This is a genomic window from Streptomyces sp. NPDC019531 (assembly GCF_044903305.1).
Lineage (GTDB): Bacteria > Actinomycetota > Actinomycetes > Streptomycetales > Streptomycetaceae > Streptomyces.
The window spans coordinates 44,525-71,194 of record NZ_JBJDQL010000009.1 but is presented as its reverse complement, the minus strand read 5'-3'; the positions used below and the strand labels follow the sequence as shown (position 1 = coordinate 71,194).

The window sequence follows — 26,670 nt, the reverse complement described above, 5'->3', positions numbered from 1 at the left end:
TGTACCGTTGCCCCATGGAGAGCGCCGACGGCGACGACGCGTCCCCGGAACCGGCCGAGGGCACCGAGGCGCTGTGCCTTGAGCACGTTCATGACCGCTTTCTCGACCGGCGACTGCGTGCCGCCGCGTACCCGGGTGTGTGCGCCTTCGGTCACGAGAGCGGGGGAGAGCGGCCGGTCGTCCCGGTGGGTCTGCTCGCCAGGACCGTGCTGGCCGCGCTGTCCGACGGCCGTCGCGACGCCACCGGGGAGTGGGAGCACGACGACGCGGACAAGGCGCCCGCCAACCCCGCCGAGGTGGTGGGCGACGCCTGCGGTACGGTGCTCGACTTCGAGGTGCTGAAGTCGGTCCGGGACCACCTCGACCAGCAGTACTGGGGAGAGCACCGGGTTCCGTTCGTCCCGCGGGTCGGACTGCTGCGGTACAGCTGGGACAGTTTCTGCCGCACCGTGGTGGAGCGCGAGCTGGACTTACCCGACGGCGACCAGGTGCCCGGATCGGACCGGGACAAGCTGGTGTCCCTCATGGGCCGGATCGCCGGGACGATCAGGGAGGCCCGCCTCATCAGCACGGTCGGGCCCGGGGAGAAGATCTGGCGAGGCCGGATGCGCCCGGACCGCAGGGCCCCCGGGTACCGAGCGTGCGACATCGGCTCCGCACCCCCCGATCGCGCGGCGGAGAACCGCATGAGCCGTGCCGGCGTGCCTCTGTTCTATGGCTCCGCCGACATCGACACGGCCGTGGCGGAGATCTCGGCGCGTGACGAGCGCAGGCCTTTCGCCGCCGTGGTGGCCTTCGAGGTGATCCGGCCGATCAGGGTGATCGACCTCGCGGACATCCCCCGGCTGCCGAGCCTGTTCGATCGCGAACAGGCCGCGCGCCGCGACTCCCTCCTCTTCCTCCGGGACTTCGCCAAGGACCTCAGCAGGCCGGTCTTCTACGACGGCCGCAAGCATCGCGACTACCGGCCCACGCAGTATCTGACCGACTACTTCCGCCAGTCCGCCGAACTCGGCGTCGAGGGCATCCGCTTCCACTCGGCCCACAACAGCGGTGTGAACTACGCCCTCTTCGTCGACGCGGCCCAGTGCGTGGAGCCGGAAGCCGCCGACGGCCAGGGCACTCTGCGGCTGCTCAAGGGGTCGGAACAGGTGGAAGACCTCGATCGGAAGGCCGTAACGCAAGCGGTCTAGACTCTGCCGAACGGCCTGCTGGACCGGCCGAATGCGGACAACTTCTGCCAGACCCGAAGGGTGTTCGGCGTTTTGATACGGATAGATTCAGTCACCAAGCGGTATCCGGACGGCACGGTGGCGGTCGACCGGCTCTCGTTGGAGATACCCGACCGCTCGATCACGGTCCTCGTCGGCCCCTCGGGCTGTGGCAAGACCACGACCCTGCGCATGATCAACCGGATGGTCGAGCTCAGCGAGGGCACCATCCTGATCGACGGCAAGGACAGCAGGCAGCAGCCGGTCAACACACTGCGCCGGTCCATGGGTTACGTCATCCAGAACGCCGGTCTCTTCCAGCACCGCACGATCGTCGACAACATCGCCACCGTGCCCCGGATGTTGGGCTGGGGCAAGGAGAAGGCGCGTGCCCGGGCCCGGGAGCTGATGGAGCGGGTCGGTCTCGACGCCTCGCTCGCCAAGCGGTACCCCTACCAGTTGTCCGGCGGACAGCAGCAGCGTGTCGGGGTCGCCCGCGCGCTCGCCGCCGACCCGCCCGTGCTGCTCATGGACGAACCGTTCTCCGCCGTCGACCCCATCGTCCGCAAGGGCCTGCAGGATGAACTCCTGCGTATCCAGGACGAGTTGGGCAAGACCATTGTCTTCGTCACCCATGACATCGACGAGGCCGTCAAGCTGGGCACGATGGTCGCCGTGATGCGCACCGGCGGCAAGCTCGCCCAGTACGCGCCGCCCGCCGAACTGCTCTCCAGCCCCGCCGACGCGTTCGTCGAGGACTTCCTCGGCACCGACCGGGGCATCCGGCGGCTCTCCTTCTTCACCTCCGCGGGCCTGAGGCTGCTCACCGGACCGGTGGTCGCGGTCGACGCCACCGCCGAGCAGATCGCCGCGCGCGACACGGCGGAGGCCCCCTGTCTCCTCGTAACCGACGTGGACGGCAAGCCCCTTGGGTGGAGCGAGCCGGCTGACCTGACCGCGGGGAGCGTCGACGTCGGGCAACTGCTGCCGTACGGGAGGCCGTTCGTGGCCGGTACGGACTCCCTGCGGGCCGCGCTGGACGGTGCGGTGCTCTCGCCCACCGGGTGGGCCGTCGGTGTCGACGCCGACGGACGGGTGGCCGGAGTGGTCTCCCAGCAGGCCATCGGCGAGGCGATCCGCGGGGCGCATCAGGCGGAGGGGCCCGCGAGCGACCAGGCCTCCAAGGTCGCCGGATGAACGGCTTCTTCGACATCCCCAGCGACCTCCAGCACAGCTGGCTCGGGCTCGTCGGCCTGCACCTCAGGGAAGCCCTGCTGCCGGTCCTGGCCGGACTGGTCGTCGCGCTGCCGCTGGCCCAACTGTGCGTGCGCTTCCGCTGGTTGTACCCGCCGGTGCTGTGGGTCACGACCGTGCTGTACGCCATCCCCTCGCTGGCCTTCTTCGTCGTCCTCATCGACTACACCGGCCAGACCGAACTCACGGTGATGATCCCGCTCACCGTCTACACGCTCGTCGTGCTCGTCCCGGCGATCGTGGACGGGGTCCGCTCGGTGCCCCAGGAGACGCTCGCCGCCGCGACCGCGATGGGCTTCGGGCCCGTACGCCGTTACGTCCAGGTGCAGTTGCCGATCGCCGTGCCCGCCATCATCGCGGGACTCAGGGTGGCGACCGTGTCCAGCATCAGCCTTGTGAGCGTCGGCGCCCTCATCGGCAACCAGGGCGCGCTCGGCAACCTGATCAACGACGCGAACATCTACAACCGGCCCGAACTCGCCGTGAACGCCGTGGTCAGCATGGCGGGGCTTGCGATCCTCGCCGACGGACTGCTGGTGGTCGTACGCCGACTGCTCACCCCGTGGATGCCGAGCGGCACCCGTGAGCGGCGCGCGGCACGGCCCGAACCGGAGGGCGCGGCCCTGTGAACGTCCTGAACTTCATCAACGCCTTCTTCAGCGACAGCGCGCACTGGCAGGGCTACGACGGCATCCCCACGCGGATGGGGGAGCACGTCCAGTACACCCTGGAGGCGCTCGCCATCGCCGTGGCGATCGGGCTGCCGGTCGGTCTGGTCACCGGGCACTTCGGGCGGGGCGGCAACACGCTGGCGCTCATCGCGGTCGCCGGGCGGGCGCTGCCCACCTTCGGTCTGCTGGTGCTGATGACCCTGTCGCTCGGGTTCGGGCTGGTGAACGTGATGATCCCGCTGGTCGTGCTGGCCGTACCGCCGATCCTGGTCACCACGTACGAGGCGATGCGCTCGGTGGACCCGGCGCCGGTGGACGCGGCGCGGGGCATGGGGATGCACGAGGCGGAGGTCCTCTTCCGGGTCGAGCTGCCGGTCGCCCTTCCGCTGATCCTCGGCGGGGTGCGGTCGGCGGCGATCCAGATCGTGTCCACGGCCACGATCGCCGCGTATGTCTCACTCGGGGGGCTCGGGCGGTACATCGTGGACGGGCTCTATCAGCGCAACTACGAGAAGGTGGTGGGCGGGGCGACGCTCGTCGCTGCGCTGGCGTTGGCCACGCTGGCGGTGTTCTGGGGGATCACCAGGCTGACGGTTTCCCGGGGAGTGCGAAGGGCCGCCTGACGGGGTGCCGCGGTCCGCTGTTCGGCGGCCGCGGCATCGTTGTGGCTTGTCGCGCGGTTCCCCGCGCCCCTTGCAGGGGCGCTTCAGCCCCTGTGCGTTCCAAGGGCTGTTCGAGTACGACCCCCAGGGCGTCCCTCACCGAGCTTCCTTCACAACCGACCGCGGACTGACGCCAATTGTGACCAGGCCGCTCTTGACTGACCGAGAACTGGGTGGATTGGATCAGTGCAAGGGCTTCCCACTCGAACGCCCTTGAACCACCTTGAATCCCCAGAGTTCCGGAACGGGAATCGTGACTTCTACCGCCGCACACCACAGGTCCATCAGGAAGAACCCCGGCGTGGCCGCTGTCGCGCTCGCCGCCGCCACGGTCCTGCTGGCGGGATGCGGGTCCTCCGACGACACCTCCGACCCGCTCTCCGACGACACCGCGGGAGCCGGCAGCGGCGACACCGTCGTCGTCGGCTCCAACAACTTCGCCGAGAGCATCCTCCTCGCCGACATCTACGGCGAGGCGCTGAAGGCCAAGGGCGTCAAGGTCACCTACAAGCCCAACGTCGGCAGCCGCGAGACCACCTACGGCCTGCTGAAGAACGGCTCCATCACCGTCCTGCCCGAATACAACGGCTCGCTCCTCGCGTACCTGGACAAGGACGCGGCGCAGGAGTCCGCCGAGGCCGTGGACGCCGCGGTCAAGGCCAAGCTCGACTCCAAGCTGACGCTGCTCGACTCGGCGCCGGCGGAGGACAAGGACTCGGTCACGGTCAACGCGGACACCGCGAAGAAGTACGACCTGACCTCCGAGTCCACGCTCGCCGACCTCAAGGACATCGCCCCCGACCTGGTCATCGGCGGTTCCCCGGAGTTCCAGACCCGGCAGCAGGGTCTGCTCGGGCTTGAGTCCGAGTACGGTCTGAAGTTCAAGTCCTTCAAGGCGCTCGACGCGGGCGGCCCGCTGACCCAGTCCGCGCTGAAGAAGAACACCGTGCAGGCCGCGGACATCTTCACGACCGACCCGACCATCACCGCGGAGAAGTTCGTCACCCTCCAGGACCCGAAGAACCTCTTCGGCTTCGCGAACGTGACCCCGCTGGTCTACAAGTCCGGCCTCTCCTCGGAGGGCGTCGCCGCCCTCAACGCCGTCTCGGCCAAGTTGGACACGAAGGCGCTCCTCGACATGGACTCCCAGGTCCAGCTGGAGGAAAAGGACCCGTTGGACGTGGCGAAGGCCTGGCTGAAGACGAACGGCCTCGGCTGACACACGGGTAGGACAGATCACCACGCCGGCGAGATCCTGACCCGGTTGAGGAAGCCGTACCACCACGAACTCGACTTCACCGACCTGGAGTTGAGGCCGCGGAAGGCGAACGTCGTGCTCGTCGAGGGCGGCTCTCCGGAACCGGAGCTGTTCGCGATGGCCGCCGACGGGAAGATGGCCCTCACTCGACCGGGCCCGACGAGTGAACGTTTTCTCCCCGGCCCGGGTCTAGTCGTCGACGGCCGCGGCGATCAGCAGGTCCAGGAGGGCGATCAGTACGTCCCGGGACGACTCGCGTCGCCGTGCGTCGCACAGCATCACCGGGACGTCCTCGGGCAGGGCGAGGGACTCCCTGATGTCCTCTGCCGGATAAGGGTGTTGGCCGTCGAAGCCGTTCACCGCGACGACGAAGGGGATACGGCGGCGTTCGAAGAAGTCCACGGCGGCGAAGCTCGCCTCCGGGCGGCGGACGTCGATGAGGACGACCGCGCCCAGGGCGCCGACCGCGAGGTCGTTCCACATGAACCAGAACCGCTGCTGGCCCGGGGTGCCGAAGAGATAGAGCACCAGTTCGTCGGTGATGGTGATGCGGCCGAAGTCCATGGCCACGGTGGTGGCCCGCTTCTGCTCGATCCCCGCGAGGTCGTCGACGCCCAGACCCGCGACGGTGAGGGGTTCCTCCGTGCGCAGCGGGGCGATCTCGCTGACCGACCCGACCATGGTGGTCTTGCCGACGCCGAAGCCCCCGGCGATCAGGATCTTGACGGTGTCGGGTGCGGCGGGAGTGTCGGCTGCCTCGGTGGCGAGCGCGTCAGAGCCGGCCAAGGCCATCCCTCACTTTCTGCAACAGGTCCAGGTCGGGGGAGCGGGGCGAGACGGGACGCGGCGGACGCGCGGTGATCAGGCCCGCCTCCAGCAGATCACAGAGCATGATCACGATCACGCTGACCGGGAGGTCGAGCAGCGCGGCCAGTTCCGCCACGGCGAGCGGACGGGCGCAGCGGCGCAGGATGCGGGTCTGCTCGGGCTGCTGCCGCGGGGCCTGCTCCGGCGGTGGGTCCACCGCGGTCACCGTGGTGATGAGGGTGAAGTCGGCGCGGCTGGGCCGGGTCCGTCCGCCGGTCAGGGCGAACGGTCGCACCAGTCTGCCCGCCGCTTCGCTGTCGGTCACCTCACCCGCCGGTGGGGCCGATGCCGGCCCGCGGTGCCGCGCTGAGGTGCTCACCGATCTTCTTGACCAGCATGTTCATCTGGTACGCCACGACACCGACGTCGGCGTTCGGTCCCGTGAGGACGACGAGGTGGGCGCCGGGACCGGCCGACGTCAGGATGAGGAAACTGTTGGCCATCTCGATGAGCGCCTGGCGCACCGGGCCGCCGCGGAAGTCCATGCTGACGCCCTTGCTCAGGCTCATCAGACCGGACGCGGTCGCCGCCAGCCGCTCGGCGTCGTCGCGCAGGAACCCGGTGGACTTGCTGACGACCAGCCCGTCCTCGGAGAGCACGACAGCCTGCGTCACGTCGGCGACCCGCTCCACGAGTCCGGTGAGCAGCTGGTCCAGCTGGGTGTGCGTGGCGGGGATGGGGCGTGTCATGGCGGTGTCCTTCATGAGCGATCGGTGTGGGGAGCTTGGGAGGCGACGGCCGGGTCGTGCGGGTCGCTCAGGGGGCCGGGAGCGTGGGCGGCGGGGGTCACGCCGGTCCCATGTCCGGTCGCTTCCTTCGGTACGGCGATGGGGGCGGACTCCGCGGCCGGGTCCCCCGGGGTGTCGACCAGGTCGTCCTCGTCCCGCGCGCGGAGCGTGCCGCGCTGGAATCCGGCGAGCGAGGAGGCCGCGTGATCGGCGGTGAACTCGTGGGCGTCCGCCGCCTCGTCGACGGCGTGAGCGTCCTCGCGCAGTTCCACGGCCAGACTGGTCTGCGGTACTCGGCGGGGGAGCGGGGCGAGCCCGCCGGGACGGCCGGTGCCGGTACCGCTGCCGCGGCCCTGGGTCCGGGCCGGGGAGCCCGTCCGCCCGGCCACGGACTCCGCGCTCCGGGTATTGGCCGGGTCGCCTGCGCCCCGGGTGCTCGCGGTGCTGTCCTGGGCGGTCGTCGAGCCCTGAGTGCCTCGGGTGCGGGCTGCTCCGGCCGCGGGTGCCCCATTCCGGGTATCTGCCGGGTCGCCGGTGTCCTGGGTACCAGCGATGCCGTTCCGGGCGGTCGTCGAGGCCGCTGGGCCCTGAGGGCCCCGGGCGTGGGCCGCTCGGGCCGGTGCCCCGTCCCGGGCATCTGACGGGTCTGTTGAGTCCCCAGAACCCCGGGTACTTGGCGCCCCGCCCCGGGCATCCGCCGAACCCGCCAGGTCCCCGGCGCCCCGGGCGTCTTCCGACGCCGTCGCGTCGGCGGCTCCTGCGGACCCCGCCGGGGCTGCCGTAGCCGCCGTATCCGCCGAATCTCCCGCGCCTCGCGTGCCCGTCGGGCCTGCGGAGTCGTCCGCGGCTGCGGGACCGCCTGTGGAGTCGCCCGTGCCTGTGGAGCCGCCTCTCGAGTCACCCGCGTCCGCGGATCCCGCCGCGCGCCCCGCGCCCCTTGCGCTCGCGCCGAGTCCCGCACTTGCCAGACCTCTCGCGCCGCCCACGCGGCCCGTGCCGTCGGAGTGCTCCCCGTGGCCCGGGCCCGCCGTCATGCTCAGGGTGCCGTTCGAGTCGGTCGCACGTCCCGTGCCCACCGAGCCCGTCGCGCCGCCCAGGCCCTCCGCCGCGACCTCGTCCCGAACCACGACCTCGTGCGGGATCAGCACGATCGCCGTCGTCCCCCCGTACGGCGAGGACCGCAGCGTCACCTGGATGCCGTGGCGGTTGGCGAGGCGGGCGATGACGAACATGCCGAGGCGGAGGTCGTCGGCGAGGGCGACCACGTCGAACTTGGGGGCCTCGGCCAAGTGGGCGTTGATGGAGGAGTATTCGTCCTCCGACATGCCAAGGCCACGGTCCTCGACCTCTACGGCCAGCCCCTTGGCGACCAGCGCGGCCCGTACGCTCACCGGACTCGGCGCGGGGGAGTACAGGGTGGCGTTCTCGATCAGTTCGGCCAGGAGATGGATCACGTCCGCCACCGCGGGCGGCGCCAGACAGACCTCCTCCTCCGTGTGCACCTCCACCCGCTGGTACTCGGCGACCTCACCCACCGCACCGCGCAGGATGTCGACCAGCGCGACCGGCTCGGTCCAGCTGCGCCGCGGATTGCCGCCGCTGATGATGACCAGGTTCTCCTCGTACCGCCGCAACTGGCTGGCCGTGGAGTCCAGTTCGTACAGACCCGCCAGCACGTCCGGGTCCTGGTGCTCGCGCTCCAGCGTGTCAAGGCGGCTGAGCTGCAGGTTGACCAGGTTCTGGCTCTGGCGGGCGATCCCGAGGATCACCTTCTGGAAACCCCGTCGGGTGTCGGCGAGTTCGACAGCGGTCACCACGGCCGTCCGTTGTGCCGTGTTGAATGCCTGGGCCACCTGCCCGAGTTCGTCGGAGCCGTAGTCCAGCTCGGGCGCGGCCTTGTCCACGTCGACCTTCTCGCCTCGCTCCAGCCTCGCGACGACGTCCGGCAACCGCTCCTGGGCAAGACTGAGTGTGGCCACCCGCAGGCCCCGCAGCCGCTGGGACAGCGAGCGGGTGATCCGCCAGGACATCACGAGGCAGATCAGCAGCGCGATCAACCCGCCCGCACTGAGCCACGCGGCCGTCAGCAGCTGCTCGTGCGCCTTGTCCGCGCTGCGGGTCAGCAACTCGGAGGTCTGCTGGCGGATCAGGGTGGTGTAGCGGACGGACACCTTCTGCATCGCGGCCGCCCACCGCTTTCGCGCGTCCGGCAGGGCCACCTGCCCGGTGCCGTCGGCGGGCCGCGCGGCGAGCACCTGGTCCTCGACGGCCATCAGGTTCTGCCAGTCCTCGCTCGCGAGGATCCGCTCGGTCTGCGTCTTCGCGTTGCCGCTCAACGCGGGCACGATCTGGTCCTCGACGAGCCACCGGCGCGTGTTCACCAGCTGGACGAACTGGGTCCAGGAATTCTCGTCGAGATGCCCGGACGGCCAGTCCAGGGTCAGTTGCACATCCTCCTGGGACGTCAGCTCCGCCGCGTGTTCGATGGCGACGAGCGGCCCGGCCTGGGAGGTGAGGTCGCCGTCGTCGACCTGCGAGAGCTGCTGGAAGGCGTGTATCTGGTCGTCGATGATCGACGTGTACTGGTCCAGCGCCTGCTGGGCGGTGATGTCGGTGGGGCGGTCCACCTGATCGCGGTAGTACTCCAGGCTGCCCACCGAGCCGAGGACCGAGTACAACTGCTCGGCGATGCGGGCGGGCGCCCGCTTGATCTCGTCGGACTGCTGGACCAGCTTGGCGACCGCCGCATCCGTGGCCGCCCGCTTCTCGTCCAGGGCGGCCCGGGAACCGGGCACCTTGGCCAGCCAGGCGGCGGACACCGCGCGTTCCCCCTGGAGGGCGAGCGTGGTCTCGGTGCCCATCGCGCCGGTCGATTTGCTCAACTCGGTCTGCGAGCGCAGCCGTAGGCCCTCCGAGAACAACTGCATGGTCGTCACACCCCACATGGCGGCGAGGGTGACGCTGGGCACCAGCGCCAGCAGGATGAGGGAGAGCCGTATGGAGCCGAGGCGGCGCCGGGCACCTTTCCGGTCGGGCATGGTCGTCCTTGGGCGGTCAGGGGGAGTGGTTCCTGGCGAGCGGTTTTCCTGAGAAGCGGTTTTCCTGGGAAAGGGTCAACGGGTGCCGGCGGCGGCGAACTTCGCAACCGCGGCGACATTCGTGCGGGTGACGAACGCGGGCCCGGTCAGCACCGGAGCCACACCGCCCCCGCTGACGTTGCCGTTGGTCTTGTACAGCCACAGCGAGTCCACCGCGAGGTAGCCCTGCAGATACGGCTGCTGGTCCACGGCGAACTGTACGTTCCCGGCGCGGACCGACTTCACCAGGTCGCTGTTGAGGTCGAAGGTGGCGACCTTGGCCTTGCTGCCGGCCGCCTTCACCGATCCCACGGCGCCCAGCGCGAACTGCGCGCCGAGGGTGACCACTTCGTCGATCCCGGGATCCTGGCGCAGCTTGGCCGTGAGTACGGTGTTCACGGCCTCGGAGTCGGTGCCCTCGACGTACACGTTCTCGGTCTCCCCGCCGAACGTCTTCTTCACCCCGGCGCAGCGCGCCTCCAGGGCGACATTGCCCCGCTCGTGGATGACGCACAGCGTGTGCTTGGCCTTCAGCTCGTTCAGCTTTTTCCCGACGGCCGCGCCGGCCACGCTCTCGTCCTGGCCGAAGTACTCAAGCAGGCCCTGCGACTTCCAGGCGTCGATACCGGAGTTGAGGCCCACCACCGGGATGCCCGCCGCGCGGGCCGCGGCCACCGGCGCCTTCATCGCGGTCGGCTTGGCCAGGGTCACCGCGATGCCGTCGACCCGGTCGCCGATCGCGTCACGCACCAACTGGGCCTGCCCCGCCGGGTCGGAGTCGTTCGCGTACGACAGCTCGACACCGTCCTTGGCGGCGGCGGCCTCGGCTCCCTTCCGCACCAGCTCCCAGAAGGCGTCACCTTCGCCGCCGTGGGTGATCAGGGCGATCTTCAGCCCGGCGGTGCCCGCGCCGTCCGCCGCGCCCGCGCCCGTACTGAGCCGGGAGTCGCCGCCGGTACCGGAGCAGCCGACGAGCAGCAGAAGGGCGACGGCGGTGAGGGCGGTCACGCGTACGGATCTGGAGGAAGCCCGAGGTGGAGGAGGAGTGTTCATGGGTGCGGCACCTCGCTGTGCGGCCGAGCAGGCGGAACACAAAAGTGTGGCCGGAACGCGGGCGCGTCGGCCGATTGAACTTTCACTTGCCAGGAGCCAACCGTGTGTGACCGCCGGTAGTCAAGTGATCAGCCCCTTGTAGTGAGTTCTCGGTTCCGCATCGTAATGATCTCCAGGTCAGCGGGCAGTGGGGGGTGACGGTAGCAGGGTTGTGTCGCGGCATGCGTCATGGTTTGCGCCCCACCACCCCGTACATCGCGATCTCCGCGTCCCGGATCACCTCGGTGCCGGTGCCGTCGGGATGCCACTTGTGCACCTGCACGACGCCCGGCTCCACGAGTTCAAGACCCGTGAAGAACTCCTCGGCCTCGGCGTGGGTGCGCAGCCGCATCGGCATGCCCCGCGCCGCGTACTCCCGGGCCACCCGGCCGACCTCGTCCGGGGCGAACTCCGCGGTGCCGATGGACATCGCGAGGTAACTCCCGGACGGCAGCGGGTCGAGGAGCCGGCGCACGATTCCCACGGCGTCGTCCTCGTCCATCATGAAGTGCACGATCGCGATCACCAACAGCGCCACCGGCTCGGCCGGATCCAGCGTCGCCCGCAACTCCGGCGCGTCGAGGATGCCCGCCGGGTCCCGCATGTCCGCCTCGATGTACGAAGTCCGGCCCTCGGGTGTGCTGTTGAGCAGTCCTTGGGACAGGCGCAGCACGAGCGGGTCGTTGTCGACGTACACCACGCGCGAGTCGGGCGACACCGACTGCACGATCTCGTGGATGTTGGGGGAGGTCGGGATGCCGGTCCCGATGTCGAGGAACTGCCGTATGCCCGCCGCCTCGGCGAGATGGCGCACCGCGCGGTTCATGAAGTCGCGGTTGGCCCGCATGTGGACCGGCAGCGCGGGCCACTCACGGACCATGGCGTCTCCCGCCTCACGGTCCGCCGGGTAATGGTCCTTGCCGCCGATGATGTAGTCGTAGATCCGCGCGGAGTGCGCGCTCCCGGTGTCGATGTCTGACTCCATGCACCTACCGTCCCACCGACAACTCTGTTCCGACCCGGGGGTCGCCCAGACGGTGCGGGTTTTTCCGCGGCCTGGGCGCCGGAGATGGTGTAAATCCCCGATACCACGTCCGTGACCGGCCGCCCGATGAGGGCCCACCACCCGCAGCGCGGCCTCCGCGCACGACCGCGGGTACGGCATCTCCTCGCGCGAGCGCTGGCTAGGATCACGCGAATGGCCCCAGAACCGACGATCGTCGCCACCTCCGGAGGACACCGCACCGGCGGTCGCACCATGGTGTCGTTCCACGCCCTGGTCCACCACGCCGTCGACCTCTCGGGCGCCCACGGCCGCAGGCCGCGCGTGATGTACGTCGGCACGGCCATCGGGGACGCCGAGCACTTCACGGCGCGGATGCACGAGGCGGCGCGGGTCGCCGGCTTCGACCTCACCCCGCTCCAGCTCTTCCCCATGCCCAACCTGGACGACATCGAGGGCACCGTACGTGAGCAGGACGTGGTGTGGGTCATGGGCGGCTCGGTGGCCAACCTGCTCGCCGTGTGGCGGGTCCATGGACTCGACCGGATCATGCGGGCGGCCTGGGAGTCCGGCGTGGTACTGAGCGGGGTCAGCGCGGGCTCCCTGTGCTGGTTCGAGGGCGGCACCACCGACTCGTACGGCCCCGAACTCCGCCCGCTGACCGACGCGTTGGGCTTTCTGCCGTACGGCAACGGCGTGCACTACGACAGTGATCCGGGCCGCCGCCCGCTGGTCCACCGGCTGGTCGCGGACGGCACCCTGCCCGTCACCCACTGCACGGACGACGGGGTGGGACTGGTGTACCGCGGCACCGAACTCGTCGAGGCGGTCAGCGAGTTGCCCGGGAAGGGTGCCTACGTCGTCACACGCGAGGGCGACACGGCGGTCGAGGAACGCGTGGAACCGCGCAGGCTGCCCGGCGTGTAGCGGGCGGTGCCTGCGCGGTCCGTGCCTCGGGAGGCGGGTGCGCGAGCCGGTTGCGAGAGCGGCCCGCGCAGTCGGGTCACTGGGCGGTCTGCGGTGTGCCGGCGGTCATTCCGGCCTGGGCCGTGTCGGCTCCGGTGCCGGGGTGTCCCGTGTCGGTCGCCGGCCCGTCCTGCGCCGCCCGCTCTGCCGTCCTGCGCCGCTCCCGGCGGCTCACATGAGGATCCTGGTCGGGCATCCAGCCGAAGGTCAGGCAACTGCCCACGACCCCCAGGAGAAGGCCGATCATGAAGCCGCCCATGTTCGAGGTGACCCAGGTGCCCAGGGAGAGCAGGACACCGACGATCGAGTAGAACAGGCGCTGGGCCGGGCTGAAGAGGATCAGCAGACCCAGCACGATCATCAGGGTCGGCAGGAGGTAACCCGCCAGCCCCTGCATGCCGACGTGCAGGACGACCTTCAGCGAGGCCTTCATGGTGAGCAGGGTCAACGCACCGCCCAGGGTAAGCCACAGCCCGCCCCAGAAGGGCCGTCCGTACACCCAGCGGGTGAAGCCGTCCTGGCCGCCCACGGACTGCTGTTCGCCCGGAGTCCCGTGCCCGCCCTCCGGCTCCTGGCCCTCCATCAGCAACCCGTGCTGCTGAAGCTGAGCTTGAGGCCGGGCAGCTTGAACACCGCTGCGGTGGTCGCGTAGTTGGTCTGCCGCAGGTTGGCGATGTGCACGGTGTCGGCCTGCTGGCTGAAGACGCCGAGGGGACCCTTCACACCCGCCTTGGTGAGGGTGCTGGCGTCGTTGCCGATCTCGATGTTGTCGAAGGAGGCGTCACCGGTCAGCTCGGTCGAGTCCGTGGTCAGGTCGGTCGCCTCGACCTTCTTGTCCCCGCCGCCCGCCTTGATGAGCAGGTTGGTGCCGCCCAGGTCGACGCTCTGGCACAGCTTGGTGAGCGTCGCGTTCTTGATGGCGGAGGTCACGACCAGCACCTGGCCACCGGTGTCGCCGGCGTTCGGGCTGTTGTCGGCCATGTTGTCGAGCCCGCCGAACTGCTCGAACCCGGTGCCGTCGAGCTGTGTCGCGGTGACCGTGAAGGGCATGCCGGAGATGGCGAACTGGACGCCCAGCGCGCCCTCGGCGGTCATGATCGCGAGACCCGCGGTGATCGCGACGGCCGGTACCGCCATGATCGCGGCCCGGCGCCCCCGGACCCGACCGCGTCTCGCGGAGCCGTCGGGGGCTTCGGGTGCGGAACCGCTGTCGGGGGTCTCAGAGGTGGTGCCGACGGACGAGGCCATGTGCTGCTCCCAGGGGCATAGTCAACGCAAGTGGGGCTCACGTGCGGATTGTGCGGCTTCATTGGCTTGTTGTCCTGGCGCGGACAGTGGCTGCGGCGCACAGCTCCCGGCAACTCCCGGCGGGTGCAAGGGCTTTCCCGTACTCCGCAGTAACGCCTCGGAAGTTACCGGCGGTTACGACCATGGGTCAAGCAAGTTGTGAGTAAAGGGTGTTGATTATGTTCCAGTTGTGATCAACAACGTTCGGCCGGTCGGAAAAGGCTGTGGAAATGCGCCGTTCGAAGATCAACTGCCTTACTGCGCCTTGACGTTGACGGATGATCAGGTCTACAACTCTCCCTGGCTTCTTCGGATCCGTGGCGCCGGATCCAAGCCGCCGGGCGGCACCTGCCCGCATTCCCGGACCGTCTGTCCGTCACGGGCTCTTCACCGTTCGAGTCCGATCTTCCACGGCACCCGAAACGGCCGCTTCCCCCCTGGGCCGTAGCGGGCTCGCCACCTCCCGCCCGGCCCGGCCGGAGCCCTCCCCCATTGGGCCTCCGGCCGGTCACCGGCCGGCTGCCGTTGCCGGTCCGTCACGTACGGAGAAGGCGTGACGGGGCGGCAACGGCGGACGCCGAGGCGCGTCCGCGCTCCCCCACACCCACCCTCGCACCCCCACCTCACGAAAGAGGCAATCCCGCATGCGTATGCGTTCCCTGGTCTCCCTCACCGCCGCTGCCGCCGCCTTCGCGCTGCCCGTGGCCGTGGCCGCGTCCGCCCCCGCCGCGGCGGCCGACATCGCGGTCCTCACCACCGGCGGCGTCGGTGGCACCAACGTCGCCGACGGCGCGACCATCACCGCGCCCCTGGCCAGCGGTACCACCGCCACCCTCTACTCCAGCTCGACCGGCACCACCGGCATCACCTGCACCACCTCGCAGTTCACCGCCACGGTCGGCACGGGCGGCAACCCGACCGCTCCCGGCACGGCCACCGAGTCGCTCACCGCGCACACCTTCGCCAACTGCACCTCGAACAACGTCGGGGTCCTCGGCGTCACCAGCGTCACGGTCAACAACCTGCCGTACACCACCACCGTGGCCTCCGACGGCACCGTCGCCGTGACCCCGGCGAGCGGCTCCACGATCCAGACCACCGTCGTGCTGAGCACCCTGCTGGGCAGCGTCACCTGCGTCTACCAGGCGACAAACGGCAGCCTCGCCGGCACGGCCTCCAACACCGACAACAGCATCGCCTTCACCAACCAGCAGTTCACCCGGACGTCCGGCTCCTCGCTGTGCCCCAGCAGCGGCTACTGGACCGCGAAGTACGCCCAGGTGACCACCGGCGGCGAGGCCGTCTACGTGAACTGACCCGCGTGAAGCGGTAGTTCAGCGCCGGCGCAGACGAAGCGCCAGGGCGGCGCCCCCGGTGAGCACCAGCACCGCGGCGGCGCCGCCCGCAAGCATGGGCGCGGAAGGGCCGGAGGCGGGTTCGGCGTCGGCGGCCACCGGAGCGGAGTCCGCGGCGGTGCCCGCCGAACGGGCCACGGACGGACTCGGCGTGGGAGCGGCGGCGGAGGCGGTCGGCGACGGACTCTTCCCCGGCTTTTTCTTCGCGGCCTCCTTCACGGCCTTCGTCGGGGTCGGCGACGGGGCACTCGCACCGCTCCCGTCCTCCTCGGCCGCCGCCGGGAACACCACGTCCGAACACGAGTAGTACGTGTCCGCCGTACTGCTGTTCTGCCAGATCGTGTACAGCACCTGCCGTCCCGTGCGGTCCTTCGGCAGCGTCATCCTGATCCGGTACGCGCCGTTCGTCAGTGCCGGGTCCTTCACCTGAGCGAACGGCTGCTCCGGCAGGTCCGACCACTTCAGCGGCTTCGAGGGGTCGTAGCCGGGCTCGGTGAGGTACATCCGGAACGTGCCGGTGTGCGGGATCGTCGAGACGTACTTCATGGTCAGCGTCGCGCCGGGGGACAGGCGTGTCGACGGCCAGTCGGCGCGGGCCAGGTCGAGGCCCTGATAGGCGGGAAGTCCCCCGCTGCACAGCTTGCCGTCCGGGATGGTCTGCCGGTCCCGACCGTTCACGTTCGCGACCCGCAGGTTGTCCCACGCCGTGAAGGGCGAGCCGTTCGCCGTGATGGCCGACCGGCATGCGGCGGTCCCCGACGAGTCGCCGTCGGGGGAGCAGGCGAAGACCCGGCTGACCGGATCCGTGGGGGCGCCATGGGCCTGCGCGGGCGCCGCCGCGAACACGGTCAGCAGGAAGGGCGTCACGGCGGCGACCGCCGCACTCGTACGGCGGGCTGTGGTCCAGGGCATCCGGGCCATCCGGAACGCCTCCTCGGGCGACGCGGGAAAGACGGGCTTCCGTGCAGTACGGGACACGGGCCCCACGCGTTCACCGGAGCACCCAGGTGCCCGCCTCCGCGCAGACGAGGGCAAAGCAGCCGCCATCGGTCAACCGGCCATCGCAGAGGGTGGGTTCCCGGCCGGATCAAGGGTTTCCCCTGTATCCGCATGACCTGCTCTTTGCCTATCGTTCGACCACAGCTGACCCACAGGCAACCCCGAACGGGTCATGCTCCCCGTCTGGCCGGCCGTTGCGCTCTTGGCTTCACCCCCCGCCGCTTCATCGACGAAGCGATTCGACTGCCGCTCCGCGCTGCCCGGAGCACGGCCACGAAAGGCAAGCCCTTGCGTACCTCCCCCTCCCTCCGGCGGAAGCTGATATCCGTCGCCGCCGTCTCCGCCGCCCTGCTCTCGGTCGGTACGGCCTCCGTCGCCGTCGCCCAGGACACCCCCGTCCGGGAAGCCGCCGTCCCGGCCGCACTCACCGAGGCCGCTCCCGGCATCCAGGCCGAACGCCTCATCGTCGGCTACAGATCCGGCGCCGCCGAAGCCACGTCGAACAAGGCCGCCGAGGCCGACGCCGCCGCCAAGGACGCCGACTTCGAGCGCCGCCTCGGCACCGGTGCCGCCCTCGTCGACCTGGGCGCGGACCCCAGCAAGACCGAAGTCGCCGACGCCGTCGCCGAGTTCAAGGCCGACCCGCAGGTCGCCTACGTCGTACCGGACCGCCTGAACAAGCCGCAGGCCGACCCGAACGACACCGAGTACGCCAAGCAGTGGGACCTGTTCGAGACGACCGCCGGCATGAACGTGCCCGGCGCCTGGACCAAGTCCACCGGCACCGGCGTCACCGTCGCCGTCATCGACACCGGTTACGTCACCCACTCCGACCTCGCCGCGAACATCGTCGGCGGCTACGACTTCATCTCCGACACCGCGGTCTCCGTCGACGGCAACGGCCGCGACAGCAACCCGGCCGACCCGGGCGACTACTACGCCGCCAACGAGTGCGGCTCCGGGATTCCGGCCTCCAGCTCCTCCTGGCACGGCACGCACGTCGCCGGCACCATCGCCGCGGTCACGAACAACAGCAAGGGCGTCGCGGGCATCGCGTACGGCGCGAAGATCTCCCCGGTGCGTGTGCTCGGCAAGTGCGGCGGCTACGACTCCGACATCATCGACGCCATCACCTGGGCGTCCGGCGGCACCGTCTCCGGCGTGCCCGCCAACTCCAATGTGGCCAAGGTCATCAACATGAGCCTCGGCGGCGACGGAGCCTGCACCTCGGCGACCCAGACCGCCATCAACAACGCCGTCAGCCGCGGTACGACCGTCGTCGTGGCCGCCGGCAACGACAACGAGAACGTCTCCGGCCACTCGCCGGGCAACTGCAACAACATCATCTCGGTCGCCGCGACCAACCGCGCGGGTGCCAAGGCCTCCTACTCCAACTACGGCTCCCTCGTGGACATCTCGGCCCCCGGCGGCCAGACCAGCACCGGCACCGCCAACGGCATCCTGTCCACGCTCAACTCCGGTGCCTCCACGCCGTCCTCGGAGTCGTACGCCTACTACCAGGGCACCAGCATGGCCACCCCGCACATCGCGGGCCTGGTCGCGCTGGTGAAGTCGGCCAACTCCTCGCTGACCCCGGCGCAGATCGAGACCGCCATCAAGAACAACGCCCGCGCTCTGCCGGGTGCCTGCTCGGGTGGCTGCGGCGCGGGCCTCGCGGACGCGGCGAAGACGGTGGCGGCCGTGAGCGGCGGTACGACGACGGGGACGACGTTCTCCAACTCGACCGCCGTCTCCATCCCGGACAACTCCTCCGCGATCGAGTCCTCCATCGCCGTCAGCGGCCGCAGCGGCAACGCCCCCTCGACGCTCCAGGTCGGCGTCGACATCACCCACACCTACCGAGGCGACCTGGTGATCAGCCTCGTCGCCCCGGACGGCACGGTGTACAGCCTGAAGGCGGCGAGCTCCTCGGACTCCGCCGACAACGTCAACACCACCTACACCGTGAACGCCTCCTCCGAGACCGCCAACGGCACCTGGAAGCTCCGCGTCCAGGACACGGCGGCGCAGGACACGGGCACGCTCAACAGCTGGAAGCTGACCTTCTGAGTCAACTTCCCCACGGAGATGGGCCGGTCGGTGCCGTTAGGGCACCGGCCGGCCCATCGTGTTGTGTGGTGCCCCGCATCACGACTGCGCGCCCACCAGCTCGCCGCTCTCCACCGACGCCAGCACACGTGCCCCGCGGTCGGGACGGCTGTCGAGGCCGATCAGCAGCCCCGGCACCGCGATGCTCGGCAGCACATGGGCCCACATGACGGAGATCCGGTGCCCCAGATCCTCCCGCCCGCTGAGCGCCCGTGACATCAGCTGGACCCCGGCGAACGCCCCGACCAGCAGATCCGCGGTGTCCCGCGGCTCCACCATCGGCAGCAACTCGCCCTGTTCCCCGGCCTCTTGCAGCATCGACCTCAGATGCTCGCTCCACTGCCGGAACGGTCCTGTGTGATCGACACCGGGCGGCGCGCACTGCTCCACCGTCAGCCGCACGCTGCCCTTCAGCAGGGAGTTGCTCCGCAGCCGCTGCCCGAAGACGAACGTGATGTCCACGATCTCCTGCAACTTGCACGGATGCGGCGGGACCGCCCCCAGCGACAACTGCTCGTCGAGCACCGCCTGGGCGAGGGACTCCTTGGAGGGGAAGTGGAAATACAGGGCACCTTTGGTGACGTCGGCCCGCTCCAGCACCATCGCGATGGTGCTCGCGGCGTACCCGTGCTCGTCGAAGACGGCGCCCGCGGCCTCCACGATCGTTCTGCGTGTCCTGATGGCGCGCTCCTGTCTCGCCACAAGAACCCCTCCCATGAGCCGAGTCGGATCCAGTCCGGTCTCGATCAGGTCACATTGAAAACAGACCGGAATCCCTCGTACTCTATCGCTCACCGGCACGAGCACCTCGCCGTCCGTCATCGCTTCGGAGGAACGAGGGGGAAACATGCCAGAGTTGCGGCCGTTCACGGAGACCCCGGCCGGGCCAGGGCCGCTGACGGCGACCGTCCCGCGTGAGTTCGTGCACCGAGTGGCCGTCGCGGAGATCCTCCTCACCGGCTGGACCAGGACGGACACCGACCGATTCACCATCACCGCACAGTGGCCGCGCGCCCACCAGTTACACGTGTCCGCAGACCGTTCCGCCTATGAGCCGCTGCTGGTTGCAGAAACGGTCCGCCAGTGCGGGGCGCTTCTCGCCCACGCCGCTTACCAGGTCCCGCTCGGTCAGCAGTTCGTCCTCCAGGAGCTGTGCATCGACACCCGTCCCGAGCACCTCGCAGTCGGTGCCGCCCCCGCGGAACCCGTCGTCGACATCACCGTCGCAGAGGTCCGCCGCCGGGCCGGCCGCCCGGTCGCACTCCGCTACGACGCTGTCGTACACCTGGGCGGTGAACGCGTGGCGACCGGCCGCATCGCCGTGAGCTGGACGAACGAGTCCGTCTACCGCCGACTACGAGGGGGCCGTACCGCCGACGTCGGTGCCCTGCGGCTGCCGCGGCCGCTGCCGCAGGTGTTACCCGCCGACACGGTGGGACGGTCCCTGAGCGTGGACGTGCTCCTGGCGCCCGACACCCGCCCGGGCCGCTGGCGTCTTCGGGTCGATACCGCGCATCCTGTTTTCTTCGATCATCCACTGGACCACATCCCCGGCATGCTCCTCCTGGAGGCCGCCCGGCAGGCCGTGCGGGCCCGTGAAGGCGGAGCCGGGCGGGTGCCGGTGTCCTTCCGCGCCATGTTTCACCAGTACGCCGAGCTCGACCGACCGGTCTGGATCGAGGTGAGCGACGAGGACGGCGCAGACGTACAAGTCGTCGCGCTGCAAGGGGAATCGGTGGCCTTCGAGTGCCGTGTGGGCGCCGTCGCAGGGTGAGATATCGTGTACAGGGAGTAAGAAACAAACGGCATGACCCGTTCTTTTCCGTACCAGGAGTGTGCAGTCGATGCCGAGGCAGTTACGCGCTGAACAGACCCGAGCGACGATCATCAGCGCCGCCGCCGATCTGTTCGACCGCCGCGGCTATGAATCGACGAGTCTCAGCGACATCGTCGAACATGCTCAGGTCACCAAAGGCGCGCTGTACTTCCACTTCGCCGCGAAGGACGATCTCGCCCACGCGATCATGGAGATCCAGTCGCGGGCGTCGCGACAGGTGGCGGGGGACATGGACGCCCGCGGGTACACCTCGCTGGAGGCGCTGGTCCGGATCACCTTCCAGATAGCGCGCCTCTCGGTCGAGGGGCCCGTGCTTCGGGCCGGGCTCAGGCTCGCCACGGGCGGAGTGGAGGTGCGGCCGCCGCTCCGGCATCCGTTCACGGAGTGGCTGGAGCTTGCCACGGGGAAGTTGTCGGGGGCGGTCAAGGAGGCCGACCTTCATCCGGAGACCGATGTGGACGCGGTTGCCCACTCGCTGGTGTGCTTCTTCGTCGGGACGCGGGTGGTGGGCCGGCATCTGGAGCCGGTGGGGCGGCAGCCGCGGCGGCTCGCGGAGATGTGGCACGTGATGATCCGGGGACTGGTGCCGGTGCCTCGGCGGGCGCGGTATCTGGCGCTGGTCAGCCAGCTGGAGCAGGAGTCCCGGGGCGGTGGGTGAGCGCCGTTGCGGGGTGCGGGTTCGCTGTGGCCGGTCGCGCCCGCGCGGCGGTAGCCGCAGATCGATACGGCCCCGCGCCCCTGAGGTGGTTACAGTCGGCGCATGTCCTTCCGTGCGGATGTCATCTTCGGCAATGAACCCGGGTCCTTTCCGTACAGCGTGCTTGCCGAGCGGCATCCCGCGATCATCCGGCAGGTGCGGGAGAGCTTTCCGTACGGTCCCGAACAGCACCGTGCGCTCGACGCACTGCTCGACAGCTGTACCAAGGGTGTGATCGAACCGCTCCCCGGCGGGGCGTGGGACGAGTGGGGGATCGACACCTACGTCGGGCAGCCCTGGTTCGACGTGCCCTGGCTGTGGTCCGAGAGCTATTTCTATCGGCGGCTTCTGGACGCCGTGGGGTACTTCGGAGACGGACCCTGGCGCGGAATCGATCCGTTCCGGCCCTCCAAGCTCGCCGAGCTCGAATCCCCGGAGACGGACGAGGAGTTGAAGGCGCTGGACGAGCTCGCCTCGCGGTCGGTCGAGGAGCGGGGCGCGGCCCTGCTGCACGGGTCGCTGTGGGGCAACCGCGCCGACCTCGGGTTCCGGCTCTCCGACGGTGAGGCCGAGGGGCGCGACGCCGTACCCGATCTGGTCGCCGACGACAGTGACCGGCTCTGGTCGCTGCTCGACGGCGGAGGCACCCTCTGTGTCATCGCCGACAACGCCGGCCGGGAGCTGATTCCCGATCTGCTGCTCATCTCCCACCTGCTCGAACACGCCCGTATCGACCGGGCCGTTCTGCACGTGAAGCCCTACCCCTACTACGTCTCCGACGCGACCACCGCCGACGTGGTCGACGCGCTGCGCCGGCTCGTGCGGGCCCCGGGAGAGGCCGCGGCGTACGGGCGTCGGCTGTGGGAGGCCATGGCCGACGGGCGGCTCGAAGTGCGTGCGCACCCGTACTCCTGCGCTCCGCTGCCGTACTCGGACATGCCCGACGACCTTCGTACGGAGATCGGCGGGGCCGCACTGACCGTGCTGAAGGGGGACCTCAACTACCGGCGGCTGGTGGGGGACCGGTGGTGGGCGCCGACCACGTCCTTCGCCGACGTGACCGCGTACTTCCCGGGGCCGGTCGCCGCCCTGCGCACGCTGAAGTCGGATGTGATCACCGGGCTCGACGATCGTACGGAGGCCGCGCTGGTCGCCGCGGAGGGGCAGCGCTGGCGGACCGGTGGGACCCACGCGCTCATCCAGGTCCGGCCCTGAGGAGCGTTATGCTGCCGACTTGTACCGGTGGGCTGCCATACGTCCCGCCGACGGGCAGCGAAAGAGGACGTCATTGACCCCGCGGTACCTGAGCAATCCTGGGGAGCCCGTCTACGACGTGGACGCACGGCGCTATGTCGATGTCACGGACGCCCGTGACGACGCGGACCTGCACGACGTGTTCACGGACATCTACCGCACCAACCGCTGGGGTTCCGACGAGACCCGCTCAGGACCGGGCTCCGAGCTGCAGCGCATGAAGCGGGTGATCGCCCGACTCGGCGGTCTCATCAAGGACTTGGGTGTCCGGTCGGTGCTGGACGCGCCGTGCGGAGACTTCAACTGGATGCGGTATGTCGAACTGGACGGCGCCTCCTACCTCGGCGGGGACGTCGTCGCGGAGCTCGTCGAGGCCAACCGGGCCAACCACCCGGGGTCCGGGCGGGAGTTCCAGCTACTCGACTTCACCGCGCAACCGGTGCCGCGCGTCGACCTCATCGTGTGCCGGGACGCCCTCGTGCACTTCTCCTACCAGCATGTGGTGGAGGCGCTGACCCGGTTCCGGGAGAGCGGCTCGCGCTATCTGCTCACCACCACCTTCTCCCGGACGCCGGCCAACACGGACATCGTCACCGGCTGGTGGCGGCCGATCAACCTCCGGCTCGCCCCCTTCGGGCTGCCCGAACCGCTGCAGGTCATCGGCGACGACGAGTCCGACGACTTCTACGACGACAAGTCGCTCGCGTTGTGGGACCTCGGGCAGATCCCGGCCCGCTTCCCGGGCTACGAACCGGCGGCGGCCGAGTCGGGATCACTGGGCGCCTGATCCTCCGAGCGCAGGCGGGCGAGGGCGTTCTGGGCGGCCAGGGTGCGTGGATGCCGTAGCCCCAGGACCTCCTCGCACGCAACCCGGACTTCCGTGAACTCCGCTTCGGCGGCCGTGAGTTCGCCCTTCAGGCACAGCAGGTCGGCCAGGTTGTGCCGTACCGCGAGCGTCCCCGGATGCCGGGGGCCCAGTGTCGCCACGCAGTCCGCGAGCACCGTCCGGTACTCCGCCTCCGCCTGTTCGACGTGCCCGCGCAGATGCAGGACGTGCGCGGCGCCGTGGCGTACCGAGAGGGTGAGCAGGTGCTGTTCGCCGAGGACGGTCCGCCGGGCCTCGTAGACCTCTCTGAACTCCTGTTCCGCCGCGGCGAGTCGGCCCTGGTCCTTGAGCAGGTCGGCGAGGTTGTGGCGGACCGCGAGGGTGCCCGGGTGGCGGGGGCCGAGGGTGTCGACGCAGTCCGCCAGGACGGTGCGGTACTCGGTCTCGGCCCGGTCCGTGCGGCCCCGCAGGTGCAGCACGTGTGCGGCGCCGTGCCGTACCGAGAGGGTGAGCAGGTGCTGTTCGCCGAGAACGGTCCGGCGCGCCGCGTACACCTCCCTGAACTCCGCCTCGGCCGCCTCCAGTTGGCCGCGCTCCATCAGCAGGTCGGCCAGGTTGTGGCGGACCACCAGGGTGTGCGGGTGCATGTCGCCGAGCAGTCTGCGCTGGACCTCGAAGACCTCCCGGAACTCGGTCTCCGCGTCGGTGGGCCAGCCCCGGTCGCGCAGCACGGTGGCCAGGCCGTGCCGGGCGGCCACGGTCTCCGGGTGGTCCTCGCCGTAGGCGTCCGCGCGCATCCCGAGCACCGCACGGAACTCGTGCTCGGCCTCCACGAGCAGGCCGCGGTCGCGCAGGACGTCCGCGAGGTCGTGGCGCACGGCGAGGGTGCTCGGGTGGCGCTCGCCCAGTACGTCCGCGCACACCCGGAGCGTCTCCCGCAGCTCCTCCTCCGCCTGCCGGAACATGCCGCGTTCGTGCAGCACTTGGGCCATCTCGTGCCGGGTGACCAGGGTGTCGGGATGGTTTGCGCCGAGGGTCTGCCGGTAGGCCTCCAGGAGCAGGCGGTAGTCCTCCTCGGCCTCCGCGAGCAACCCTCGGTAGCGCGCCATCCAGGCCACGCCCTTGCGGGCCGCGAGGGTCCGGGGGTCGCGCTCGCCCAGCAGGGTCCGGCGTGTGGCATGGACCGCGCGGTACTCGGTCGCCGCCTCGACAGGGCGGCCCCGGCCGTTGAGCAGGTTCGCGAGTGCGTACCGGACGTCGGCGGTCTCACCGGCCGCGTCACCGAACAGGGCTCGCGTGTCCTCCAGCACGGAACGAAGCAGCGACTCGGCCGCCGGCAACCGGCCCCGCAAGTGGAGCAAGTGGGCGGCGGCGGACCGGACTTCGAGGGCGTCCGGATCGCGCGGCCCACAGGCGAGCACGATCGGCTCGCAGGCCTCCAGCACTTCCTCCGCCCGGTCCAGCCAGCCCCTGCGGATCAGATGCCGGGCCCCGGCGGCCGCCGCCCGCAGCGCCTTCGAGACCAGGTCGTCGTCCGCCTCGTACGGGTCGCCGATCAGGGCCAGCGGGGCGTCGCAGTGCGGCAGCAGCAGCCGCCATCGCGGCCAGTCCCGCGGATCGTCCTCGCTCAGCTCGGCGGTGGCGGAGACGACAAGGTCGGAGACGACCGCCGCGTACTCCGCCATGTGCTCGGCGAGGTCCCGTTGGAGCCGGCCGGCGTCCCGGACGAGCGGGTGCATCAGCAGGGTGCGCGTGTGGTCGTCGCCGCCGCGCGGGGTGTGCAGCTCGATCAGCCCGAAGTCGGCGAGCGAGGTGAGCGCGGTGAACAGCTCCTGGGGCGTGACACCGGGCAGCAGCGAGGAGTCCGCCAGCCGGTCGGGGCGTAACAGGCCGACCAGCGGCACGGGAGCCTCGCCCAGGCAGCACAGCAGTCGCATCAGCGGCCTGGCCTTGCCGATGCCCCGCCGCTCCAGGAGGTCCAGGGAGAGCTCCCATGTGCCGGTCACCGGGACGGAGTAGTCGCTGCCCGGCCGCCCGGGCGGGTTCGCGTCGAGGAGCTCGGTGAAGCGCTCGTCGAGGGCCGCGCGATAGTCGGCGTACGTCCGCACGGTCGTCGTGCCCGGCCAGGCGGGGAACGCCGAGGCCGCCGCGAGATGCGAGCCCGCGATACGCAACGCCAGCGGCAGCCCGCCGAGCCGCCGGGCCAGCAGCCGGGCGTCCTCGCGGGAGCCGGCCCGCTCCCCGGCGAGGTCCCACAGCACCTCGGCGGCGTCCCGCTCCTCCAGCGCGTCCACCGGGTGCAGCTTCGCCCAGGGTCCCCAGGTCGTCGGGCTGCTGTCCCGGCTGGTGATGAGCACCAGGCCGGGCAGCTCCGCGGCCGGCCGGATCCAGCCCGTGCCCTCCGCCAACCGGCCGTGCGGGGCAAGGTGTTCGGGCTCGTCGGCGTTGTCCACGACCAGCAGCCAGGGGCTCGCGGTGTCGCAGAGCCGCCGCCACAGCAGGTCGGTCGCGCTCGAACGCCCCGACCAGGCACGGTCGATGAGATCCGCGGGGGTGCCGAGCGCGGCCACCACCTCGCGCATTCCGGCGCTCAGCGTGGCGGGGTTCTTCGCGGTCACCCACCACACGTCGACGTTCAGGGCGGCGGCGTACGCGGCGATCTCCAGCGCCACGGTCGTCTTGCCGCCCCCGCCCATGCCGTGCAGCACCTGCACACCCGAAGTCGGCTTGCCCACCAGCTGTTTGAGCGTGCCGAGCAGCGGTTCACGGCCGCGCACCCGGCGGTCGAGGCGGCCCAGCGGCGGGGCCACGGTGAGCGCGCCCGGGGTGCGGGCGGCCTCCAGCACCGGGGTCTGCTGGACCTGGATGAGGATCGGCCGCGCCAGACCGGAGAACTCCTGGACGAACTCGGCCAGCACATCGGACAGTGCCGGTTGCTGGGCCAGCAGACCGCGCAGGGTCGTGTCCCACTCCTCCCGCTGCTGCCGGAGGATGATCTCCTGCCGACCGGGAGGCGCGGCGTCCAGCGCCGCCCGCGCCCGGTCCAGCCGCTCCACGTCCTCCCGCCGCAGGAACCGCACGATCCGGTGCCGGGCAGCCTGCCAGGCATCCGTGGTCATCAGCCCGACCATCGTGCCCGCGGCGGCGGCAGCGGTCTGGGTGAACAACTCTGGCCCGAACAACGAGGACCCCCTGTCGGCACATACCTCGACGGCTACGTCCGAACCCTCTCAGGTCTTCAGGTTCTCATGTCAGGCGGACATGAGGGGACTTGATCCCGCCGAACGGTGGGCGGAAGCGTGGAAGACGACCACCTCGTCACCGGCCCGGATAGGCTGCCCGCAGACTCTCGTACGCCTCGGGATGCCCGGCGAGCGCCGACAGCCCGCCGGGAGCCGCGCTCCGCATGGTGTCGTTGCCCGTGCCCGTGCCCGTGCCCGTGCCCGTGCCCGTGCCCGTGCCCGTGCCCGTGCCCGTGCCCGTGCCCGTGCCCGTGCCCGTGCCCGTGCCCGTGCCC

The 26,670-nt window shown here is 70.4% G+C and carries 23 protein-coding genes and 2 pseudogenes; 13 read left to right on the top strand and 12 right to left on the bottom strand.

The window, feature by feature from the left end; all coding sequences use genetic code 11:
* Nucleotides 1-14 precede the first annotated feature (14 nt).
* The 6 genes and pseudogenes from ACI2L1_RS13950 to ACI2L1_RS13925 form a co-directional block, all read left to right on the top strand.
* Nucleotides 15-1,193 (top strand): RES domain-containing protein, encoded by a 1,179-nt coding sequence (locus ACI2L1_RS13950; protein WP_404739565.1) that lies wholly within the window; start codon nt 15-17, stop codon nt 1,191-1,193.
* A gap of 72 nt (nt 1,194-1,265) precedes the next feature.
* Entirely contained in the window at nt 1,266-2,408 is a 1,143-nt protein-coding gene (locus ACI2L1_RS13945) for an ABC transporter ATP-binding protein (protein WP_404739706.1), read from the top strand.
* Nucleotides 2,405-3,094, top strand: a complete 690-nt coding sequence (locus ACI2L1_RS13940; protein WP_404739564.1) for an ABC transporter permease — start codon at nt 2,405-2,407, stop codon at nt 3,092-3,094. The genes ACI2L1_RS13945 and ACI2L1_RS13940 overlap by 4 nt, the downstream gene beginning before the upstream one ends.
* Nucleotides 3,091-3,759: an ABC transporter permease gene (locus tag ACI2L1_RS13935; protein WP_404739563.1), complete on the top strand. Its 669-nt coding sequence runs from the start codon at nt 3,091-3,093 to the stop codon at nt 3,757-3,759. Before ACI2L1_RS13940 ends, ACI2L1_RS13935 begins: the two co-directional genes overlap by 4 nt.
* Before the next feature lie 292 nt (nt 3,760-4,051).
* Nucleotides 4,052-5,017, top strand: coding sequence for an ABC transporter substrate-binding protein (locus tag ACI2L1_RS13930; RefSeq protein WP_404739562.1), 966 nt, complete (start codon nt 4,052-4,054; stop codon nt 5,015-5,017).
* A 33-nt stretch (nt 5,018-5,050) separates the two neighbouring features.
* Nucleotides 5,051-5,218, top strand: a pseudogene (locus tag ACI2L1_RS13925) (MlrC C-terminal domain-containing protein); the annotation flags it as partial.
* Between the two features lie 27 nt (nt 5,219-5,245).
* On the opposite strand, the gene ACI2L1_RS13920 reads toward ACI2L1_RS13925, so the two are convergent.
* The 6 genes and pseudogenes from ACI2L1_RS13920 to ACI2L1_RS13895 all read right to left on the bottom strand — a co-directional run bounded on the left by ACI2L1_RS13920 (nt 5,246) and on the right by ACI2L1_RS13895 (nt 11,805).
* Nucleotides 5,246-5,842, bottom strand: coding sequence for a GTP-binding protein (locus tag ACI2L1_RS13920; protein WP_404739561.1), 597 nt, complete (start codon nt 5,840-5,842; stop codon nt 5,246-5,248).
* On the bottom strand, nt 5,829-6,188 hold the full coding sequence (locus ACI2L1_RS13915) for a DUF742 domain-containing protein (RefSeq protein WP_404739560.1): 360 nt from the start codon (nt 6,186-6,188) through the stop codon (nt 5,829-5,831). Before ACI2L1_RS13915 ends, ACI2L1_RS13920 begins: the two co-directional genes overlap by 14 nt.
* Nucleotide 6,189: 1 nt before the next feature.
* Entirely contained in the window at nt 6,190-6,612 is a 423-nt protein-coding gene (locus ACI2L1_RS13910) for a roadblock/LC7 domain-containing protein (protein WP_404739559.1), read from the bottom strand.
* 1,150 nt (nt 6,613-7,762) lie between these two features.
* Nucleotides 7,763-9,689, bottom strand: a pseudogene (locus ACI2L1_RS13905) (nitrate- and nitrite sensing domain-containing protein); the annotation flags it as partial.
* A 75-nt stretch (nt 9,690-9,764) separates the two neighbouring features.
* Nucleotides 9,765-10,781, bottom strand: a complete 1,017-nt coding sequence (locus ACI2L1_RS13900; RefSeq protein ID WP_404739558.1) for a substrate-binding domain-containing protein — start codon at nt 10,779-10,781, stop codon at nt 9,765-9,767.
* Nucleotides 10,782-11,007: 226 nt separating this feature from the next.
* Nucleotides 11,008-11,805, bottom strand: coding sequence for an SAM-dependent methyltransferase (locus ACI2L1_RS13895; protein WP_404739557.1), 798 nt, complete (start codon nt 11,803-11,805; stop codon nt 11,008-11,010).
* A 213-nt stretch (nt 11,806-12,018) separates the two neighbouring features.
* Here ACI2L1_RS13895 and ACI2L1_RS13890 point away from each other — a divergent pair, with 213 nt between their 5' ends.
* Nucleotides 12,019-12,750, top strand: coding sequence for a Type 1 glutamine amidotransferase-like domain-containing protein (locus ACI2L1_RS13890; RefSeq protein WP_404739556.1), 732 nt, complete (start codon nt 12,019-12,021; stop codon nt 12,748-12,750).
* A 76-nt stretch (nt 12,751-12,826) separates the two neighbouring features.
* Here the strand turns inward: ACI2L1_RS13890 and ACI2L1_RS13885 are convergent, their stop codons facing one another.
* Both ACI2L1_RS13885 and ACI2L1_RS13880 read right to left on the bottom strand, forming a co-directional pair.
* Nucleotides 12,827-13,372: a DUF6114 domain-containing protein gene (locus tag ACI2L1_RS13885; protein ID WP_404739555.1), complete on the bottom strand. Its 546-nt coding sequence runs from the start codon at nt 13,370-13,372 to the stop codon at nt 12,827-12,829.
* Nucleotides 13,372-14,037: a DUF6230 family protein gene (locus ACI2L1_RS13880; RefSeq protein WP_404739554.1), complete on the bottom strand. Its 666-nt coding sequence runs from the start codon at nt 14,035-14,037 to the stop codon at nt 13,372-13,374. The genes ACI2L1_RS13885 and ACI2L1_RS13880 overlap by 1 nt, the downstream gene beginning before the upstream one ends.
* Before the next feature lie 683 nt (nt 14,038-14,720).
* Here ACI2L1_RS13880 and ACI2L1_RS13875 point away from each other — a divergent pair.
* Nucleotides 14,721-15,392: a Tat pathway signal sequence domain protein gene (locus ACI2L1_RS13875; RefSeq protein ID WP_404739553.1), complete on the top strand. Its 672-nt coding sequence runs from the start codon at nt 14,721-14,723 to the stop codon at nt 15,390-15,392.
* Nucleotides 15,393-15,410: 18 nt separating this feature from the next.
* On the opposite strand, the gene ACI2L1_RS13870 is transcribed toward ACI2L1_RS13875, so the two are convergent.
* A complete protein-coding gene (locus ACI2L1_RS13870; protein ID WP_404739552.1) occupies nt 15,411-16,352 on the bottom strand; it encodes a lytic polysaccharide monooxygenase in 942 nt (313 codons plus the stop codon).
* 366 nt (nt 16,353-16,718) lie between these two features.
* Between ACI2L1_RS13870 and ACI2L1_RS13865 the strand changes: the two genes are divergently transcribed.
* A complete protein-coding gene (locus ACI2L1_RS13865; RefSeq protein WP_404739551.1) occupies nt 16,719-18,500 on the top strand; it encodes a S8 family peptidase in 1,782 nt (593 codons plus the stop codon).
* 78 nt (nt 18,501-18,578) lie between these two features.
* Here ACI2L1_RS13865 and ACI2L1_RS13860 read toward each other — a convergent pair whose 3' ends face one another.
* On the bottom strand, nt 18,579-19,241 hold the full coding sequence (locus ACI2L1_RS13860; RefSeq protein WP_404739550.1) for a ScbR family autoregulator-binding transcription factor: 663 nt from the start codon (nt 19,239-19,241) through the stop codon (nt 18,579-18,581).
* 145 nt (nt 19,242-19,386) lie between these two features.
* On the opposite strand from ACI2L1_RS13860, the gene ACI2L1_RS13855 reads away from it, so the two are divergent.
* The 4 genes from ACI2L1_RS13855 (at nt 19,387) to ACI2L1_RS13840 (ending at nt 23,114) form a co-directional block, all read left to right on the top strand.
* The gene (locus tag ACI2L1_RS13855; protein ID WP_404739549.1) at nt 19,387-20,313 is read left to right on the top strand and encodes a ScbA/BarX family gamma-butyrolactone biosynthesis protein; all 927 of its coding nucleotides are present in this window, start codon (nt 19,387-19,389) and stop codon (nt 20,311-20,313) included.
* A 70-nt stretch (nt 20,314-20,383) separates the two neighbouring features.
* Nucleotides 20,384-21,034, top strand: coding sequence for a ScbR family autoregulator-binding transcription factor (locus tag ACI2L1_RS13850; RefSeq protein ID WP_404739548.1), 651 nt, complete (start codon nt 20,384-20,386; stop codon nt 21,032-21,034).
* A 102-nt stretch (nt 21,035-21,136) separates the two neighbouring features.
* On the top strand, nt 21,137-22,288 hold the full coding sequence (locus ACI2L1_RS13845) for a damage-control phosphatase ARMT1 family protein (protein WP_404739547.1): 1,152 nt from the start codon (nt 21,137-21,139) through the stop codon (nt 22,286-22,288).
* 73 nt (nt 22,289-22,361) lie between these two features.
* Entirely contained in the window at nt 22,362-23,114 is a 753-nt protein-coding gene (locus tag ACI2L1_RS13840; RefSeq protein WP_404739546.1) for a class I SAM-dependent methyltransferase, read from the top strand.
* Here ACI2L1_RS13840 and fxsT read toward each other — a convergent pair.
* Both fxsT and ACI2L1_RS13830 read right to left on the bottom strand, forming a co-directional pair.
* Nucleotides 23,072-26,272 carry an FxSxx-COOH system tetratricopeptide repeat protein gene (gene fxsT / locus ACI2L1_RS13835; RefSeq protein ID WP_404739545.1) on the bottom strand — a complete coding sequence of 1,067 codons (3,201 nt, stop codon included), beginning with the start codon at nt 26,270-26,272 and terminating at the stop codon, nt 23,072-23,074. The genes ACI2L1_RS13840 and fxsT overlap by 43 nt on opposite strands.
* 199 nt (nt 26,273-26,471) lie before the next feature.
* Nucleotides 26,472-26,670 (bottom strand): hypothetical protein (locus ACI2L1_RS13830; protein ID WP_404739544.1); only part of this gene is annotated, 199 nt, incomplete at its 5' end.